This is a genomic window from Streptomyces sp. NPDC048584 (assembly GCF_043199595.1).
Taxonomy (GTDB): Bacteria; Actinomycetota; Actinomycetes; order Streptomycetales; family Streptomycetaceae; genus Streptomyces; species Streptomyces edwardsiae.
In genome coordinates this window covers 317,613-335,341 of the sequence record NZ_JBICWF010000005.1, presented here as the reverse complement: position 1 = coordinate 335,341, position 17,729 = coordinate 317,613, and the positions used below count along the sequence as shown (strand labels likewise).

Below are 17,729 nucleotides of genomic sequence, written 5' to 3'. Positions count from 1 at the left end.
GGTCGATCAGCCCGACGACGTGAGCGGTGACGTCAGGTGGTAACTGACTGGTGGTGGCTGACCTGGGGGACGGTCAGTGGGTGGGCACACCGAGGGCGGGGAGCACCACGGCGTCGATGTAGGAGGCGAGGAACTCCTGCGTGGGGGGCAGGTCGTCGATCAGCGTCCTGGTGGCGAACGCGCCGACGAGCATGTGCACCATGAACTCCAGCGCGGGGTTGTCCGGGCGGATCTCGCCCCGGTCCACCGCGCGCCGCACGATCCGCTGGAACTCTTCCATCTCCGGTTCGACCAGGAGTTCCTTGAACGCCTGACGGAGATCGTCGTTCATGTGCGCGGCCATGGCGAGCGCCCGCATCAGTGCGGCGTTCTGCTCCATGACACAGTCGTCCTCACGCCCGACGATGGCGTGCAGATCGCCGCGCAGGGTCCCGGTGTCGATGTCGGCGATGCCGCCGGGCTTCTGGCTGCGCATCGCTCTCACCACCAGCTCGGCCTTGCCGCCCCACTGACGGTAGAGGGTGGCCTTGCTGGACCGGGTGCGGGCGGCCACGGCGTCCATCGTGACGGCGTCGTAGCCGACCTCCCGGAGCAGGTCGAGCACGGCGCCGTAGAGCTCGGCCTCGCGCTCGGGGGTGATCCGGCTGCGACGTACGGTCGCCGTCTCGCCCATCCCGCTCACCCTTCCGCTCCGGTGTCCACCGCATCGAACGACACGGTTTCGTACACCACGAGAGTACTCCACCCCTCTATCGAAACGAAACGGTTTCGTTCGTGGCCTGCGTCACGGTTGTCGGTTACTTATAAGTTGCTGCGTCCCGCGCCCCGGCAAAGCATGGGAAAGGTGACCTATCTGCGTCTGCCGCACCTCACGGACGACCTGCTGTGCTTCGTGGCCGAGGACGACCTCTGGCTCGCCCCGCTCGACGCACCGGGCCGCGCCTGGCGGCTCACCGCCGACCGCACCAAGCTCGGCCACCCCCGCTTCTCCCCCGACGGCCGCCACATCGCGTACACGAGCTGGCGCAGCCTCGATCCCGAGGTGCACCTGGTCCCGGTGGACGGTGGACCGGCCCGGCGCCTCACCTACTGGGGCAACTCCGACACCCGGGTCTGCGGCTGGGCACCCCCCGACGACGACGGCCACGCCGAGATCCTCGCCGTCGCCTCCCACGGCGAGCCCTTCTCCTACTTCACCTGGGCCTACAAACTCGCCTGCGACGGCAGCCCCGGCCGCAAACTGCCCTGGGGCCCGGTCTCCGACATCCAGGCCGCCGACATCGCCGGCGAGCGCAGGTCGCTGCTGCTCACCGGCACGCCGCCGCACGAACCGGCCTCCTGGAAGCGCTACCGGGGCGGCGCCATGGGCAGGCTCTGGCTGCACGGGCACCGGCTGCTGGACGGGCTCGACGGCCATCTGCACTCCCCGATGTTCGTCGCCGGCCGGATCGCCTTCCTCTCCGACCACGAGGGCGTCGGCAACCTCTACTCCTGCGCGTACGACGGCTCCGACCTGCGCCGGCACACCGACCACGACGCCTTCTACGCCCGGCACGCGTCCAGTGACGGCACCCGGGTCGTCTACCAGTGCGCGGGTGACCTGTGGCTGGTGGACGACCTCTCCCCCGGCGCGGCCCCGCGCCGCCTCGACGTGACCCTGAGCGGCCCGCGCTCCGGCCGGCGCGCCTACCAGGTGCCGGCCGCCCGGCACCTCGACGGCATCTCGGTCGACGAGACCGGCCGGGCGAGCGCCGTCGTCGTACGCGGCAGCCTGTACTGGCTCACCCACCGCGACGGCCCCGCCCGCACCCTCACCGACACCCCGGGCGTACGGGTCCGGCTCCCGGAGATGCTCGGCGCGGGCGACCAGGTCGCGTATGTCACGGACGCGGAGGGCGAGGACGCCGTCGAGATCGCCTCCCTGCCCCGGGCCTCCGGCCAGCGCGCTCCCCGCAGGCTGGCCCAGGGCCGGCTGGGCCGGGTGCTGGAGATGGCGGCCGATCCGGAGGGGCAGCGGCTGGCCGTCGCCGCGCACGACGGCAGGCTGCTCCTGATCGGCACCGACGAGGAGAGCCAGGGGGAGGTGACCGAGCTGATCCGCTCCCCCAACGGGCCGGTGCGCGACCTCGCCTTCTCCCCCGACGGCGCCTGGCTGGCCTGGTCCCACCCCGGGATCGGGCGGTCGCTGCGGCAGATCAAACTCGCCCGGATCCAGGACCGTACGGTCATCGACGTCACCAACGGCCGGTTCGAGGACGAGAATCCGGTCTTCACCCGGGACGGCCGCTACCTCGCCTTCCTGTCGTGGCGCGGCTTCGACCCGGTGTACGACGTGCACACCGGCGATCTGTCCTTCCCGCTGGGCTGCCGCCCCTACCTCGTACCGCTGTCGTCGGCGACGCCGTCCCCGTTCGCGCTGAACCCCGAGGGGCGGCCGGCCGCCGGGGGGCTCGACCCGGTCGAGGTCGAGGACGCGGAGGAGGGCGGGGAGGCCGGTGCGGTGACCGTCGAGGCGGAGGGCCTGGAGAGCAGGGTCGCACCGTTCCCGGTCGCCGCGTCCAAGTACTCGGGGCTGCACCCGGTCGCGGGCTGCGGTCTTGTCTGGCTGCGCTGGCCGATCTCCGGGGCGCTCGGCGAGACCTTCGCCAACCCCAGCGACCTCAGCGGCCGGCCCACCCTGGAGCACTTCAGCGTCGGCAAGGCGAAGAAGTCCGAACTCGTCGACCATCTCGACTTCTTCGCGGTCAGCGGCGACGGCACCCGGCTGGTCGTCGTCGACGAGGACGAACTGCGCGCCGTCCCCGCCACCGAGCCCGGCGACGGCGACTCCACGGTGTGGATCGACGCCCGCCGCATCCTGCACGAGGCCGACCCGGCCGCCGAGTGGCGTCAGGCGTACGCGGAGGCCGGGCGGCTGATCCGCGCCTACTTCTGGGAACCCGGCATGGGCGGCATCGACTGGGACGCGGTCCTGGAGCAGTACCGGCCGCTGGTCGAACGGGTGGCCTCCCCCGACGAGTTCGCCGATCTGCTGCGCGAGGTCCTCGGCGAACTCGGCACCTCCCACGCCTACGTCACCGCGGCCCGCCGCAACGAGGGCCCCCCGCACTACCAGCGCCGCCAGGGCCTCCTGGGGGCCAACCTGGCACCCCGTGAGGGCGGTTGGGCGCTGCGGCGCATCCTGCCCGGTGACTCCTCCGACTCCCGGGCCCGCTCCCCGCTGGCCGGCACCGGCATCCGCGAGGGCTCGGTCCTCACCCATGTCGACGGCCGCCCGGTCGACCCGGTCACCGGCCCGTATCCGCTGCTCGCGGGAGCAGGCGGTACGACGGTGGAGCTGACGTTCCGCCCACCCGTCGCCCACCACCATCCTTCCGCGGAAGCCCCTTCGGGCCCCTCCGATCCGGAGGGCGCGGGCCCGCCCCGCCGGGTGGCCGTCGTCCCCCTCGTCGACGAGACCCCGCTGCGCTACCAGGACTGGGTGGCCAAACGCCGCCAGGTGGTGCGGGAGTTGAGCGGCGGGCAGTGCGGCTATCTGCACATCCCCGACATGGGCGGCTCCGGCTGGGCGCAGTTCAACCGCGATGTCCGCATGGAGATGTCCCGCCCCGCGCTGATCGTGGACGTGCGCGGCAACGCGGGCGGCCATATCAGCGAACTCGTCGTGGAGAAGCTGACCCGCACCATCATCGGCTGGGACCTCACCCGCGACGCCCAGCCGGTGTCGTACGCCTCCAACGCCCCGCGCGGGCCGCTCGTCGCGCTCGCGGACGAGGCGACCAGCTCCGACGGCGACATGATCACCGCCGCGTTCAGACTGCTCGGTCTCGGCCCGGTGGTGGGGCAGCGCACCTGGGGCGGTGTGGTCGGCATGACCGGCCGGCACCGGCTCGGCGACGGCACGGTGATCACGGTGCCGATGAACGCGGCCTGGTTCGAGGCGTACGGCTGGTCCGTGGAGAACAGGGGCGTCGAACCCGACCTGGAGGCGCTGCGCACCCCGCTCGACTGGGCGGAGGGACGGTACGCGGTGCTCGACGACGCGGTGCGGCTCGCGCTGGAGCTGCTGGAGAGCAACCCGCCCGCCACTCCCCCGGACCACCGCGACGTCCCCGACCGCTCCCGGCCGAAGCTGCCGCCGCGGACGTGAGGAAGGGATGCCGGACGTGAGGAAGGGGTGCCCCCTTCGCCATGGGGCACCCCCTCCACGTCAGCGCATGACGCGTTCAGGCGTTCTCAGCGCACCACGTCAGGCGTCGTGGTCCTGGTCGAAGCGGTCCTCCGACTCCCGCTGCTGACGCTGCGGGTCCTCCTCGTCCCGGCGGCGGCCACGGCCCTGCATCTGCTCCCGGCCCTGCTGGGCGCGCTGCTTGGCCTGCTGCTGGAACTGCTCGGACTTCTCCTGGAACTGATCCTTCATACCCATGTGGATTCACTCCCGTTGTGGGGTGGAGGGGAACTTGCCCGATCAGATTCACACGGGCCCTCACCCTGCGCATGTCGATCAGTCACGCACCGTGTTCCGGTGCTGCTCATCGGCGTTGCCGCCCGCTCCGACCAACCCCGTGCGGACACCGGTGAGCCGGTCGCCGAACCGGCGCATCTCCCGCTGTCCCACGGTCCCGACGACCGCCGGGAGATATCCGCGTACACCCTGCATCCCGCGCAGCCACCACTGCCCGTACACATGGCTCGCGCGCCGCCCGATCCCGTCCACCAGCCGGTCCACGGCGGGGCCCAGCGGGTACGTCTTGTTGGCCGGCCACGGCAGCCGCTGCCGCAACTCCCGCATCACGTCGTCCTGATCGGCCCCGCGCACCATGTCGGTGTCGGTCCACGACAGATACCCGACGCCCACCTTCACGCCCCGGTGCCCGACCTCGCCCCGCAGTGCGTGCGCGTATGCCTCCACACCGGACTTGGAGGCGCAGTACGCCGTCATCATCGGCGCCGGGGTGATCGCCGCGAGGGACGCGATCTGCAGCAGATAGCCGCGGCTCTCGGTGAGCAGCGGCAGGAACGCCCGGGCGGTGACGGCCGATCCGATCAGATTGACCTCGACCACCCGCCGCCAGGACTCCGGATCGGACTCGGCGAACGGACCGCCTGTCGCCACACCGGCGTTGGCGACCACGATGTCGACCCGCCCGAACCGCTCCCGGACCTCACCGGCGACCCGGGCCATCGCCTCGTGGTCGGTGACGTCGGCGTACCAGTGGTCGCTGTCGCTGTGCAGCCGCGTGGAGACGTCCTTCAGCGCGTCCGGTTCCAGCCCGACCAGCGCCACCTTCACGCCCCGCGCGGAGAGCTTGCGCGCGAGCAACTCCCCCACACCGCGCGCCGCTCCGGTGACGACGGCGACCTTTCCCTCGAGTCCGGTCCTGCTCATGCGCTCTCCTCGACGGCGGGTACGGAGTGGATGTGGGCGGCGGCCAGGGCCCGGATCTTCTCGGTGACGAGGCCGGGTGCCTCGACGGGTGTCATGTGGCCGATGCCGGGCAGTTCGGTGACGCCGAGGCAGTCGGGCAGCGCGGCGGCGAGGGCGCGGGCGTGCACGGGCGGGGTGAGCCGGTCCGCGGTGCCGGCGACGATCTCGACCGGCACCCGCAACTCGGGCAGCTGGTGGTCGAGTTCGAGTCCGTCGAGCACATGGGACCAGGCGTGGCGCACCGCACGCGGGCAGGCGTGCACGATGCGGGCGCACGCCTCGACCATGTGCGGGGCGGAAGCGGGACCCATCGTCGCGTACTTGAGGATGCGGCGGGCGAGCGGCGTGACCGGTCCGAGCGGGGCCCGGGAGCCGAGGACCATCCCGGTCAGCCGGGTGCGCGTCCGGCCCGGCCGGATCGGCAGCACCGTCGACTCGGCGACCAGCCGCGAACTGCCGGTGCTGCACAGCAGTACGGCGGCCGTGTGGGCACGGAACGCGGGCCGGGCGGCTGCCGCCATCACCGTCATCCCGCCCATGGAGTGCCCCGCGATCACGGCCTGTTCGCCGGGCGCGAGGGTGGCGGTGAGGACGGCTTCGAGGTCGTCGGCGAGCACGTCGGTGCCGCACGCGGGGCTCGCGGGCGTACGTCCGTGGCCGCGCTGGTCGTAGGCGACGACCCGGTGGTCGACGGCGAGTTCGCGTATCTGCGCCGCCCAGAAGGCGGTGGAGCAGGTCCAGCCGTGGGCCAGGACGACCGCCGGGGCGCCCTCGGGGCCGTGCACCTCGACGTGCAGCCGGGCGCCGTCGGCGGAGCGGACGCTCGGCTCACGGGCGGCGGCGGGCGGGGCGTACGGGCCGGAGGTGACGTGGGTGAGGCGGCTCATGCGGTCACCCCGGCGTTCTCCGGAGTGCCCCCGGCGTTGTCCTGACTGTCCCCGGCGTTCTCCTGGTTGCCCCGCGCGGCGGCCGGGACTCCGCGGACGACGGCGTACTCGGCGAGGTCCACGCGCCGTGTCTCGCGCCGGAACTCGCTCGTCGTACCGGGCCAGATGGTGGTGTTGCGTCCGCTCGCGTCGAGGTACCAGCTGGTGCAGCCGCCGGTGTTCCACACCGTGCGCTTCATCCGCTCCTGCACCCGGTGGTTCCAGGCCCGTACGGCACTGGGGCGGGCGTCGAGGGCGACCCGGCCGCCCAGCACGTCGAGTTGGCGGAGGTAGTCGGCCAGGTAGTTCAGCTGGGACTCGATCATCAGGATCATGGAGGAGTTCCCCAGGCCGGTGTTGGGCCCGATGACCGTCATCCAGTTGGGGAACCCGGCGGCGGCCGCACCGCGCAGCGCCTGCATCCCGCCCGCCCACGCCTCGGCGAGCGTCCTGCCCTCCGCGCCGACGACCCGCTCGGCGATGGGCATGTCGGTGACATGGAACCCGGTGCCGAACACGATCGCGTCGACCTCGGCCTCGGTCCCGTCGGCGCCGACGACGGTCGACCCGCGCACCTCGCTCAGCCCGCTCGCGACGACGTCGACATTGGGCTGAGCGAGCGCCGGGTAGTAGGTGCTCGACAGCAGGATCCGCTTGCAGCCGATGCGGTAGTCGGGGGTGAGCCTGGCGCGCAGGGCCGGGTCCTTGATCGCGCGGCCCATGTTCCGCTTGGCCAGCTGCTCGACGAAGCCGAGTTCGCCGGGGTGCTTGGTGAACGCCTGGACCTGCAACTCCCGGATGCCCCAGAGCAGTCCGCGGCGCATCGTGGTGGTGAGGGGCAGCGCGCGGTGCAGGGCGCGTTCGGCGCCGCTGATGGGCCGGTCGACACGGGGCAGCACCCAGGCGGGGGTGCGCTGGAAGAGGGTCAGCCGGGAGACGAGGGGCTGGACGGCCGGCACGATCTGGATCGCGGAGGCGCCGGTGCCGACCATGGCGACCCGCCTGCCCCGCAGGTCGTAGTCGTGGTCCCAGCGGGCGGAGTGGAACACCTTGCCGGGGAAGGTGTCCAGGCCGGGGATGTCCGGCAGTCTGGGCTCGGAGAGCGGGCCGGTGGCGGAGACGACGACGTCCGCGCTGAGGTTCCCGCTGGTGGTCTCGATGTCCCAGCACAGCCGCTCGGTGTCCCACACCATCCGCTTCACCTCCGAGTCGAAGCGCAGGTGCGGGCGCAGACCGAAGGTGTCGGTGACGTGCTCCAGGTAGGCGCGGATGTGCTCCTGCCCGGAGAAGGAGCGGGGCCAGTCGGGGTTGGGCGCGAAGGAGAAGGAGTACAGGTGCGACGGTACGTCGCAGGCGCAGCCGGGATAGCTGTTGTCGCGCCAGGTGCCGCCGACGCTGCTCGCCCGTTCCAGGACGACGAAGTCGGTGATTCCCTCGCGCCGCAGCCGTACGGCGGCCCCGAGCCCGCCGAATCCCGACCCGACCACCGCCACCCGGACGTGTTCGTGCCCTTGTGCCTGCTCGTGCTCGGCCATCCCGAAAGCCTCCACGCATCGCTCAGAACTCCGCCAGTGAACACTGGCGCAATGGGGAGAGTAGAGCAGCGTCGTACTGATGGGTAGGGGTGACGCGAGGAAAGTTACCGACGGTACGCCCTAGGCTGCAGTCGTGGCAGAGGACACTTCGGGACCGGGACGCGAGTACCGCATGGACGAGCTGGCCCGGCTGGCCGGCATCACGGTGCGCACCCTGCGGTTCTACCGCGAACGCAAACTGATCCCGCCACCGCGCCGTGAGGGCCGTATCGCCTGGTACGACGACCGGCATCTGGCCCGGCTGCGCACGATCACGGCGCTGCTGGAACGCGGCCACACCCTGAACGGGATAGCCGAGCTCGCCGAGGCCTTCGACCACGGCCGGGACGTGGGCGACCTGCTCGGCATGGACACCCCGACCGAGGAGACCCCGGTCCGCCTCACCCCCGAGGAACTCGCCGACCACTTCTCGGGCGAGGTCACCCCGGAGAACCTGGCGGCGGCGCTGGACCTCGGCTATGTCGGTGTCGACGGCGAGGAGATCGTCCACATCAGCCGACGGCTGCTGGAGGTGTCGTCGGCGCTGGTCCGTGAGGGCATCCCGCTCGCGGAGGTGCTCCGCACCGGCGCGGAGGTCCGCACCCACGCCGACACCCTGGCCGACCTCTTCGCGGACCTCATCCTCCGCCACGCCCCGGATGAGGCCGTGCACCGCCTGCGCCCGCTGGCCCGCAGCGTGGTGGACGCGGAACTCTCCCTGGCACTGGACCGACGGCTGAGCAGGCCGGACTAGCGGTTCTTCACATACCCGAGGTCGACGGGATCCACCGGCGCCCCGTCCCGCCGCACACCCGCCAGCAGCTCCGGCAACTGCGGCGGCCACAACGGCTCCGTGTCCCCCGCCAGTTCCTCCGGCGACCACCAGCGCCACCGCAGAATCCGGTCGGCGGCGTGCGCGGCGGCGAGGTCTCCCGCGAGGTCGCGCCGGGGGCCGTGGGCGAGGAAAACGCGCTCGCTCTGCCGCACCGGGACACCTGCCCGGGTGAAGTCGTGCTCCCACAGACAGAGCACGGTGCCGTCGAGCGCGATGTCGCCCCACCCGGTCTCCTCGCGCAGCTCCCGCCGCGCGGCCTGCTCGGGCGTCTCCCCGGGCTCCATGCCGCCGCCGGGCATCGCCCAGTGGACGCCGACCTCGTCGTTGTCGTACCGGAACATGAAGACGGCCCCGTCCGGATCCAGTACGGCGACCCGGGCGGCCCGCCTGGGTGTTCGCATCAGCCGGCCGCCTGCTCGAAGACGACCGTCACCGGCGCATGGTCCGACCACCGCTCGGCGTGCGTGGCGGCCCGCTCGACGTAGGCCTTCACCGCGCGGGCGGCGAGCCCGGGGGTCGCGACGGCGAGGTCGATCCGCCAGCCGGTGTCGTTGTCGAAGGCCCGCCCCCGGTAGGACCACCAGGAGTACGGCCCCTCCACATCCGGATGCAGCGCCCGTACGACATCGACGTACCCGCCGTCGTCCGCGGCGAGAACCCGGGACAGCCACTCCCGCTCCTCGGGCAGGAACCCGGAGCTCTTGGTGTTGCCGCGCCAGTTCTTCAGGTCGGCCTTCTCATGGGCGATGTTCCAGTCCCCGCACACGACGACCTCGCGCCCCTCGGCGGCGGCCCGCACCCGCAGCTCCTTGAGATGGGCGAGGAACTCGTCCATGAACCGGACCTTCTCGTCCTGCCGCTCGGTCCCGACCTCCCCCGAGGGCAGATACAGCGAGGCGACGGTCACCCCGGGCAGGTCGATCTCCACATACCGCCCGCTGTCGTCGAACTCGTCCGACCCGAACCCGATCCGTGTGCGCTCGGGCGCGCGCCGCGAGTACAGGGACACCCCCGCACGCCCCTTTGCGGCGGCGGGCACGTGCACCACATGCCACCCCTCGGGCTCCCGCACGCCCTCCGGCAACTGCTTCGCCTCCGCCCGCACCTCCTGCAGACAGATCACATCGGCACAGGTCCCGGCCAGCCACTCCACGAAGCCCTTCTTGGCGGCGGCCCTCAGACCATTGACGTTGACGGAGGTCACAGTGAGCATCAGGGCACGATACGACACTCCGCCTCCGGGCGTGTTTTACGGTATTCGGCATGGAAATCCGCCCGGTCCCCTACGACCACCCCGACGCCGTGAAGCTCGACGCCGAAGTCCAGGCCGAGTACGAGGTCCGCTACGGCGACGGCGGCGACGCCACCCACATGGACCCGGCGGACTTCCGCCCCCCGAACGGCGTCTACCTCGTCGCGTACGACGACGCCGGCGTCCCCGTGGCCTCCGGCGGCTGGCGCGTCCAGGACGCCAACGAGGAGGGCAACCAGGACGGCGACGCGGAGCTGAAGCGCATGTACGTGATCGAACAGATGCGGGGCCGCGGCCTGGCCCGCCGCATTCTGGCGGCGCTGGAGGAGGACGCCCGCGCAGCAGGCCGCGTCCGTATGGTCCTGGAGACCGGCACCAAGCAGCCGGAGGCCATAGCCCTGTACGCCTCCAGCGGCTACGACCCCTGCGGGAAATTCGGCTACTACCGCTTCCACGAGGACAGCCTCTGCTACGCGAAGCCGCTCTGAGGCCGGTCGCCGCCGTACGAGCACACCCGGTGCGACACCTGCTTGTGGGTCCACACGTCCGCCCGCGACCTGACCAACGTCGGCGTGGACAAGTGCCTGGACGCCAAGGGCCGTTCCGCCACCGACGGCACCCCCCTGCAGATCTGGACCTGCACAGGCGCCACCAACCGGAAGTGGACCCTCGCCTGACCCCCACTCACAGATGCCCCGGCCGGTGATTCCGGCCGGGGCTTTGTACCGCGCTCCAGAAGCCTGCCCCGTCTGCGAGGCTGAGACGATGACCATGAAGATCACGGCGGGATGGGAACGACGGTGTGCCGCCCTGTGGGCCGCCTTCGACGACCTCGACGCGGCGGAGTTCCGCTCGAGGATGAGGACGCTGACCGGCGAACTGCCGCAAGGGCACGCCGTCGCCGCGTTCGAGCTCGCGTCCGCCTGTGACGCGACCGACCTGGGCGAGCAAGCCGTCCCCCTCTACCGGCAGGCTCTGGACGGCGGCCTGGACGGCGACCGCCGACGGCAGGCGGTCATCCAGCTCGCGAGTACGCTGCGCGCCCTCGGCCGCCCGCAGGCCGGCGCCGACCTGCTCCTCGCGGAGCGCGGGAAGACGTCCGACCATCTCGACGACGCGGTCACCGCGTTCCTCGCCCTGACCTTCGTCGACCTCGGCCGCGAACGGGAGGCCGCGGCCCTGGCCCTCGGCGCGCTCTCCCGCCACCTGCCCAGCTACGGCAGATCCCTCGCCCACTACGCCGCGGCCATGGCGGACCCGACGCCGGACAGCTGAGCAACGGGACCGGAACCAGCCATCGCCATCGACCACAGCCCCGGAAACGACAAAGATCCCGACCGATCAGGAAGATCGGTCGGGATCTTTGTCAACCGCTCCCGAGCTGACTCGGGAACAGTCGTGCGTGGACCTGTGGGGATTTGAACCCCAGACCCCCTCGATGCGAACGAGGTGCGCTACCAGACTGCGCCACAGGCCCTTGCAACGAGTGAAACTTTAGCATCCCGATCGGGGTGCTCGGAAATCCGTTGGCCTGGCGCTACTCGTTGGCCGCCTTCGGCCGGTCGCCGTCCTCGTACTGGTCGAAGAGGGGGGTGCGGCCGCGTTCGCGGGAGCGGCGGGCGGAGGCCGCGCGCCGGGCGTCGGTGCGGGTCCCGTCGGCGGGGGCCGCCGGGTCCGGTTCCGCTTCGTCCGCCGGGGGCTGCGCCTCGTCCGCCGGTACGGCGCTGGAGCGGGCCGAGCTCCAGGCGTCCGGGGCGCCCAGGTCCACGTCGCCGGTCGCGCGCGGGGCGACCGGGGCCGTCACATACGTGGGCAGCGGCACCGGGACCGGGTCCCAGCTGTCGCCTCCCTGGTCGGGGCGCCGGCGGCGCTCACGCTGCTGGTCGACCCACTCGGCGTGGTCCGTCTGCTCGACGAGCGCACGCCGGTCCGCGGCGAGCGCGGTCAGGTCCGGGTCGGTGACGACACCGGCTTCCGGGCCCTCCGGTTCGTCCGCGTCGGCGTCCTCGACGGACGGACGGCGGCGCGGCTGGCGCTCCCGCTCACGCAGCCGCTGCGCCGCGACCTCGGCCTGACGGCGGTCCATCTGGTAGGCGAAGCGGCGGCGCTCCTGGGAGCGGAGGTAGGCGATGTACGCGCTCAGCAGTACGGCCGGCACGGCGGGCGCCCACAGGAAGGCCAGTCCGCCGACCGCCGCGACGACCGCGCCGAGCGTGAACGCGGCGAAGAGCATCGTGGTGGTGCGCCGACGGCGGGCGAGCGCCTTGGAACGCTGGGCGCGCGCGGCGGCGGCCTGCGCCGCCCGGGCCCGCTGGGCGTCCGATCCGCCGCGGGCGGCCGGGACGCGCTCGCGCGCGGGGGCCGGTTCGGGCACCCGCCGTTCCGTGCGTTCGCGCGGGGGCCGCGCGGGCGCCGGTTCGGACCGCTCCGCGGGAGCCGGCGGTACCGGTGCCTGGGTCCGCGGACGGGTCCGGGTCACGGCGAAGGCCCGGACGTCCACCGAGTCGGTGACCGCGTCCGGGTCGTGGACGTCGTACTCCCCCTCGTCGGTGGAGCGCGCCCGCAGGTCCTTGGCGTACCGGCGCTCCATCCCCGCCCGTCCGGACAGCAATCGGATGGCGGTGCTGAAGCGTTCCGTCGGACGGGCCTCGTTCAGCTCGTCCTGCCTACGGAGCCACATCGGCACCAAGTAGGCGGCCCAGGCCCCGACGATGACTGCGTAGATGAGGCCGCTGCTGCTCACGTCTCACACGGTAGAGGGGTTTGCACGGGGCCATCCGCCAATTGGGCCGGTGTGTCGCACGATCTGGCTGATATTTCTAACTTTTCTTGTGATCGATGCGATCAGACATCCGCTTGAACCCGGAAATAGCGCGTCCGAAGACGGTCATCCCCATAAAAAATTCGAACGTTTATTCAATTTCCTGGTCCGTGCGGGATTCCCGGGTTGCGTCGCTCGCGTCCGGGCAGCTCGTGGCCGGGACGCTGCGGGGAGCGTGCCCGGTGCCAGCGGGCGAGCAAACCGTCGGCCGCTTCCTCCGCCGTGAGCGCGAAGACGAGATGGTCTCGCCAGGCTCCGTCGATGTGGAGATACCGGGGCCGCAGCCCCTCCTCGCGGAATCCGAGTTTCTCCACCACCCGGCGGCTCGGCACGTTCTCGGGGCGAATACAGACCTCGATACGGTGCAGTCCGACCGTGCGGAAACAGTGGTCCACGACCATCGCCACGGCCGTCGGCACCACGCCCCGGCCGGCCACCGCCTCGTCCACCCAGTAGCCGACGTGGCCCGAGCACATCGAGCCCCAGGTGATCCCGGCGACCGTCAACTGGCCGACGAGACGGCCCTGGTACTCGATGACGAACGGCAGCATCCGGCCCGCGTTCGCCTCCGAGCGCAGATGGCGGACCATCTGACGGTAGGTCGGCCGGTGGGTGACCGGGCCGCTGGGCGTGGGCGGCGGGATCGTCGCCTCCCAGGGCCGCAGCCAGTCCCGGTTGCGCCGGTTGACCTCGCGCCAGGCCTTCTGGTCGCGCAGCCTTATCGGCCGGAGGACGATGTCGCCGTCCACCAGCACGGCCGGCCAGTGTGGGCTGTTCAGCTCGCACCCCCACCGGTGGCACCCGGTCTCGGGTGGTCCCCGCCGCGCAGCTGGTCGACGGCGTGCCTCAGCAGCGGCTCCAGAACGGCCAGTCCGTCCTTCACCCCGCCGCCGGACCCGGGCAGGTTGACGATGAGCGTGCCGTTCGCGACGCCCGCGAGGCCCCGGGAGAGGGCGGCGGTGGGCACCTTGTCACGGCCGTACGCGCGGATGGCCTCCGCGATGCCGGGGACCTCGTGGTCGATGACCCGGCGGGTCGCCTCGGGAGTGCGGTCGGTGGGTGAGATGCCGGTGCCGCCGGTGGTGACGATCACGTCGTACCCGGCGTCCACGCCCGCGCGGAGGGCGGCCTCCACGGGGTCGCCGTCGGGGACCACCTGGGGGCCGTCGGCCGCGAAACCGAAGCGCCGCAGCCCGTCCGCGACCAGTGGGCCGCCCTTGTCCTCGTAGACGCCCGCGGCGGCCCGGTTGGAGGCGGTGACGACCAGCGCGCTGTACGGCGCGAGCAACGCGCCGCCGACGGTCGCGTCGAGTGTCATGCCCGGCTCCAGTCGCCCGACCTGCCGCCCGTCTTCGCCTCGACCCGTACGTCCGTGATGACCGCCTCCTTGTCGACCGCCTTGACCATGTCGATCACGGTGAGCGCGGCGACGGTGACCGCGGTGAGCGCCTCCATCTCGACACCCGTACGGTCCGTCGTCCTCACGGTCGCCGCGATCTCCACGGCGTCGTCCGCGACCGACAGGTCCAGTTTCACACCGGACACCGACAGCGGGTGACACAGCGGGATCAGATCGGGGGTGCGTTTGGCCCCCATGATGCCCGCGATGCGCGCGGTGGCCAGGGCGTCGCCCTTGGGTACGCCCTCGCCGCGCAGCAGCTCGATCACGCGCGGGGAGACGAGAACGCGGCCGGTCGCCCGCGCGGTGCGCGCGGTCACGTCCTTGCCGGACACGTCGACCATACGGGCGGCGCCCGCCTCGTCGATGTGGGTCAGGCGGGACTGGTCGGAGGGTCCGGGGGTGTCCCCCCGGGAAGGCACGGTCATGATCTTGTGGCGCTCCCGGTCCTGGCCCGGCGCGGTGCGGCGCGCGGGCCTGCTGTGCGCGACACGGTACCGCCAACCGTCCGCGCTCAGCCGAGCAGGACCACGTCGACCTCCGCGCCGGGCGCGACGGACCCGGCCTCCTCGGGGACGACGATCAGGGCGTTCGCCTGCGCGAGGGCGGCGACGAGGTGGGAGCCGGCACCGCCGACCGGGGTCACGGCGCCGTCGGCGTACCGGCCGCGCAGGAACTGGCGGCGGCCGCGCGGCGAGGTCAGTTCCCGGTCCCCGGTGAGCTGCGCGCGCACCCTCGGCCGGTGGATGTCCGTGAGCCCCATCAGGGTGCGGATGGCGGGGCGGACGAACATCTCGAAGGAGACGTAGCTGGAGACCGGATTGCCCGGAAGGGCCAGCAGCGGGGTGTGGTCGGGGCCGATGGAGCCGAAGCCCTGGGGCTTGCCCGGCTGCATGGCGAGCTTGCGGAACTCGACGCCGCTGCCCGGCTCGTCCTCGTCCCCGGCGTGCGACAGCGCCTCCTTGACGACGTCGTACGCCCCGACGCTCACACCGCCGGTGGTGACCATCAGGTCGGCGCGCACCAGTTGGTCCTCGATGGTGTCCCGCAGGGTCGCCGCGTCGTCGGCGACGGCGCCCACGCGGTAGGCGATCGCGCCGGCGTCCCGCGCGGCGGCGGTGAGGGCGAAGCTGTTGGAGTCGTAGATCTGACCGGACCGCAGTTCCTCGTCGGGCTGGACGAGTTCGCTGCCGGTGGAGAGCACCACCACGCGCGGGCGCGGGCGCACCCGTACGGTGCCCCGGCCGATCGCGGCGAGCAGGGAGATCTGCGGCGGGCCGAGCACGGTGCCGGCGTCCAGGGCGCGGTCGCCGGCCCTGACGTCGCTGCCCTTCGCGCGCACGTGTGCGCGTGCCTCGGCCGGGCGGTACACGTTCACCTGCCCGGTCGCGCCCTCGGGGGCCAGACTGCGGGCGCGCATCCCCGCGGCCGGGCCCTCACCGAGCCCGCCGTCGGTCCACTCGACGGGGACGACGGCCTCGGCGCCGGGCGGGAGCGGGGCGCCGGTCATGATGCGGGCGGCCTGGCCGGGGCCGACGTGGAGGAGGTCGGCCGCGCCGGCGGCGACGTCCCCGACGACCTCGAGGGCCGCCGGGTACTGCTCGCTCGCGCCGGCGACGTCCGCGACCCGCACCGCGTACCCGTCCATGGAGCTGTTGTCGAACGGGGGCAGGGAGACCGCCACCGTGATGTCCTCGACGAGGACGCAGCCCTGGGCGTCGAGAAGGTTCAGCTCGATGGGTTCGAGCGGCCGGACGGTCGCGAGGATGTCGTCCAGGTGCTCGTCGACCGACCAGAGGTGGTCCGGGCCTGCGGTGCGGGGCGCGGCGGTGCTCAACGTTCCTGCATCTCCTCGGTGACGTAGCGCTGGAGCCAGGTCCGGAAGTCCGGGCCCAGGTCCTCACGTTCGCACGCGAGCCGGACAATGGCACGCAGGTAGTCCCCGCGGTCGCCGGTGTCATAGCGGCGGCCCTTGAAGACGACTCCGTGCACCGGGCCGCCAACCTTCTCGTCGTCCGCGAGCTGCTGGAGGGCGTCGGTGAGCTGGATCTCGCCGCCGCGGCCGGGCTCGGTCCGGCGCAGTATGCCGAAGACGGCCGGGTCGAGGACGTAGCGGCCGATGATGGCGTAGTTGGACGGCGCGTCCTCGGCGGCGGGCTTCTCGACGAGGCCGCTGACCTTGACGACGTCGGAGTCCTCGGTGATCTCGACGGCGGCGGAGCCGTAGAGGTGGATCTGCTCGGGGGCCACCTCCATGAGCGCGACGACGCTGCCGCGGTGCTGCTGCTGGACGTCGATCATGCGCTGGAGCAGGGGGTCGCGCGGGTCGATCAGGTCGTCGCCGAGGAGGACGGCGAAGGGCTCGTCGCCCACGTGCGGGGCGGCGCACAGCACGGCGTGGCCGAGGCCCTTGGGGTCGCCCTGGCGGACGTAGTGCATGGTGGCCAGGTCGCTGGACTCCTGGACCTTGGCGAGACGGCCGGCGTCGCCCTTCTTCTGGAGGGCCGACTCCAGTTCATAATTGCGGTCGAAATGGTCCTCCAGGGGGCGCTTGTTGCGGCCGGTGACCATGAGGACGTCGTCCAGGCCGGCGGAAACGGCTTCTTCGACCACGTACTGGATCGCCGGCTTGTCGACGACCGGCAGCATCTCCTTGGGAGTGGCCTTGGTGGCCGGCAGGAACCGGGTGCCGAGGCCGGCTGCGGGGATGACAGCCTTGCTGATCCGAGGGTGTGACTGAGACATGCCCGCCACCATATCGGGCCCCTTTGCAGGGAATCTGAGGCTCCGATGAATAACGGCTCATATGAGCACATTGCAACGGTACGGGGACGGACTTGAGACACGACGAGCGCGCGAACGACCCCGACAAGCGCGTACGGCGCCGGGGAATCCTCACGGCGCGGAACGGGCTGACTGCCGATGACGTACGGGAGTCCGCGGCCGCGCTGGCCCGGCGGGCCCTCGCACTGCCCGAACTGGCGCACGCGCGCACGGTCGTGGCGTATGTCTCCGTGGGCGGTGAACCCGGCACCCTCGCGCTCCTCGACACGCTCCGCGCACGGGGCACACGCGTCCTGCTGCCCGTGCTGCTGCCCGACAACGACCTGGACTGGGGCGTGTACGAGGGCGAGGGCTCGCTCACGCGCGTGCGACATGGCGGGAAAATGGCCCTCCTCGAGCCCGCGGGGCCGCGTCTGGGGCCCGACGCGGTCACGGAGGCGGACGTCGTGCTGCTGCCGGGCCTCGCCGTCGACGCGCGCGGGGTGCGCCTGGGCCGCGGCGGCGGCTCGTACGACCGTGTCCTCGCCCGGCTCGACCGCGCGGGCGTACACCCGGCCCTGGTGGTGCTGCTGTACGACACCGAGGTGGTCGCGCGCCTTCCCGAGGAGCCCCACGACCGGCCGGTGCACGCGGTGGTGACCCCGTCGGGGGTACGACGCTTCCGCTGAGCCCGCACGCGGGGCGGCGGCCCCCACACACGCGGAAGCGGC

Annotated in this window: 18 protein-coding genes, 1 tRNA gene and 1 pseudogene; 6 read left to right on the top strand and 14 right to left on the bottom strand. The window is 72.3% G+C overall.

Annotated features, from left to right (window positions below):
- Positions 1–73 precede the first annotated feature (73 nt).
- Positions 74–673: a TetR/AcrR family transcriptional regulator gene (locus ACGFR9_RS14225; RefSeq protein WP_393207158.1), complete on the bottom strand. Its 600-nt coding sequence runs from the start codon at positions 671–673 to the stop codon at positions 74–76.
- A 171-nt stretch (positions 674–844) separates the two neighbouring features.
- Between ACGFR9_RS14225 and ACGFR9_RS14220 the strand changes: the two genes are divergently transcribed.
- On the top strand, positions 845–4,150 hold the full coding sequence (locus tag ACGFR9_RS14220) for a S41 family peptidase (RefSeq protein ID WP_393207155.1): 3,306 nt from the start codon (positions 845–847) through the stop codon (positions 4,148–4,150).
- A 99-nt stretch (positions 4,151–4,249) separates the two neighbouring features.
- On the opposite strand, the gene ACGFR9_RS14215 is transcribed toward ACGFR9_RS14220, so the two are convergent.
- From ACGFR9_RS14215 to ACGFR9_RS14200, 4 genes are all read right to left on the bottom strand, one after another.
- A complete protein-coding gene (locus ACGFR9_RS14215; RefSeq protein WP_199808968.1) occupies positions 4,250–4,426 on the bottom strand; it encodes a hypothetical protein in 177 nt (58 codons plus the stop codon).
- A 78-nt stretch (positions 4,427–4,504) separates the two neighbouring features.
- Complete coding sequence (locus tag ACGFR9_RS14210) at positions 4,505–5,389, bottom strand: SDR family oxidoreductase (RefSeq protein ID WP_393207152.1); 885 nt, start codon at positions 5,387–5,389, stop codon at positions 4,505–4,507.
- On the bottom strand, positions 5,386–6,315 hold the full coding sequence (locus ACGFR9_RS14205; RefSeq protein WP_393207149.1) for an alpha/beta fold hydrolase: 930 nt from the start codon (positions 6,313–6,315) through the stop codon (positions 5,386–5,388). Before ACGFR9_RS14205 ends, ACGFR9_RS14210 begins: the two co-directional genes overlap by 4 nt.
- Positions 6,312–7,889: a flavin-containing monooxygenase gene (locus ACGFR9_RS14200; RefSeq protein WP_393207146.1), complete on the bottom strand. Its 1,578-nt coding sequence runs from the start codon at positions 7,887–7,889 to the stop codon at positions 6,312–6,314. Before ACGFR9_RS14200 ends, ACGFR9_RS14205 begins: the two co-directional genes overlap by 4 nt.
- A gap of 172 nt (positions 7,890–8,061) precedes the next feature.
- On the opposite strand from ACGFR9_RS14200, the gene ACGFR9_RS14195 reads away from it, so the two are divergent.
- Positions 8,062–8,682, top strand: a complete 621-nt coding sequence (locus ACGFR9_RS14195; RefSeq protein WP_393207541.1) for a MerR family transcriptional regulator — start codon at positions 8,062–8,064, stop codon at positions 8,680–8,682.
- Here the strand turns inward: ACGFR9_RS14195 and ACGFR9_RS14190 are convergent.
- Together ACGFR9_RS14190 and ACGFR9_RS14185 are read right to left on the bottom strand one after the other, a co-directional pair.
- Positions 8,679–9,164, bottom strand: a complete 486-nt coding sequence (locus tag ACGFR9_RS14190; protein ID WP_393207143.1) for an NUDIX hydrolase — start codon at positions 9,162–9,164, stop codon at positions 8,679–8,681. The two genes, ACGFR9_RS14195 and ACGFR9_RS14190, sit on opposite strands and share 4 nt — an antisense overlap.
- Positions 9,164–9,976: an exodeoxyribonuclease III gene (locus ACGFR9_RS14185; protein WP_393207140.1), complete on the bottom strand. Its 813-nt coding sequence runs from the start codon at positions 9,974–9,976 to the stop codon at positions 9,164–9,166. The genes ACGFR9_RS14190 and ACGFR9_RS14185 overlap by 1 nt, the downstream gene beginning before the upstream one ends.
- A 50-nt stretch (positions 9,977–10,026) precedes the next feature.
- Between ACGFR9_RS14185 and ACGFR9_RS14180 the strand changes: the two genes are divergently transcribed.
- The 3 genes and pseudogenes from ACGFR9_RS14180 to ACGFR9_RS14170 all read left to right on the top strand — a co-directional run bounded on the left by ACGFR9_RS14180 (position 10,027) and on the right by ACGFR9_RS14170 (position 11,290).
- Entirely contained in the window at positions 10,027–10,503 is a 477-nt protein-coding gene (locus ACGFR9_RS14180) for a GNAT family N-acetyltransferase (protein WP_393207137.1), read from the top strand.
- Positions 10,504–10,548: 45 nt separating this feature from the next.
- Positions 10,549–10,692: pseudogene (locus tag ACGFR9_RS14175) on the top strand (RICIN domain-containing protein); the annotation flags it as partial.
- Between the two features lie 88 nt (positions 10,693–10,780).
- The gene (locus ACGFR9_RS14170; RefSeq protein WP_393207134.1) at positions 10,781–11,290 is read left to right on the top strand and encodes a tetratricopeptide repeat protein; all 510 of its coding nucleotides are present in this window, start codon (positions 10,781–10,783) and stop codon (positions 11,288–11,290) included.
- Positions 11,291–11,418: 128 nt separating this feature from the next.
- Here the strand turns inward: ACGFR9_RS14170 and ACGFR9_RS14165 are convergent.
- The 7 genes from ACGFR9_RS14165 to galU all read right to left on the bottom strand — a co-directional run bounded on the left by ACGFR9_RS14165 (position 11,419) and on the right by galU (position 16,980).
- Positions 11,419–11,492 (bottom strand) — tRNA-Ala (locus tag ACGFR9_RS14165).
- 60 nt (positions 11,493–11,552) lie between these two features.
- Positions 11,553–12,758, bottom strand: a complete 1,206-nt coding sequence (gene glpR / locus ACGFR9_RS14160) for a gephyrin-like molybdotransferase receptor GlpR (RefSeq protein WP_393207131.1) — start codon at positions 12,756–12,758, stop codon at positions 11,553–11,555.
- Between the two features lie 173 nt (positions 12,759–12,931).
- Positions 12,932–13,591 (bottom strand): GNAT family N-acetyltransferase, encoded by a 660-nt coding sequence (locus ACGFR9_RS14155; protein WP_393207128.1) that lies wholly within the window; start codon positions 13,589–13,591, stop codon positions 12,932–12,934.
- Positions 13,592–13,611: 20 nt separating this feature from the next.
- Positions 13,612–14,154, bottom strand: coding sequence for a molybdenum cofactor biosynthesis protein B (locus tag ACGFR9_RS14150; protein WP_393207125.1), 543 nt, complete (start codon positions 14,152–14,154; stop codon positions 13,612–13,614).
- A complete protein-coding gene (moaC, locus tag ACGFR9_RS14145; RefSeq protein ID WP_393207122.1) occupies positions 14,151–14,663 on the bottom strand; it encodes a cyclic pyranopterin monophosphate synthase MoaC in 513 nt (170 codons plus the stop codon). Before moaC ends, ACGFR9_RS14150 begins: the two co-directional genes overlap by 4 nt.
- Positions 14,664–14,749: 86 nt before the next feature.
- On the bottom strand, positions 14,750–16,072 hold the full coding sequence (glp, locus tag ACGFR9_RS14140; protein ID WP_393207119.1) for a gephyrin-like molybdotransferase Glp: 1,323 nt from the start codon (positions 16,070–16,072) through the stop codon (positions 14,750–14,752).
- Positions 16,069–16,980 (bottom strand): UTP--glucose-1-phosphate uridylyltransferase GalU, encoded by a 912-nt coding sequence (galU, locus tag ACGFR9_RS14135; protein ID WP_393207116.1) that lies wholly within the window; start codon positions 16,978–16,980, stop codon positions 16,069–16,071. The genes glp and galU overlap by 4 nt, the downstream gene beginning before the upstream one ends.
- 92 nt (positions 16,981–17,072) lie before the next feature.
- Between galU and ACGFR9_RS14130 the strand changes: the two genes are divergently transcribed.
- Complete coding sequence (locus ACGFR9_RS14130) at positions 17,073–17,687, top strand: 5-formyltetrahydrofolate cyclo-ligase (protein WP_393207113.1); 615 nt, start codon at positions 17,073–17,075, stop codon at positions 17,685–17,687.
- Positions 17,688–17,729 lie beyond the last annotated feature (42 nt).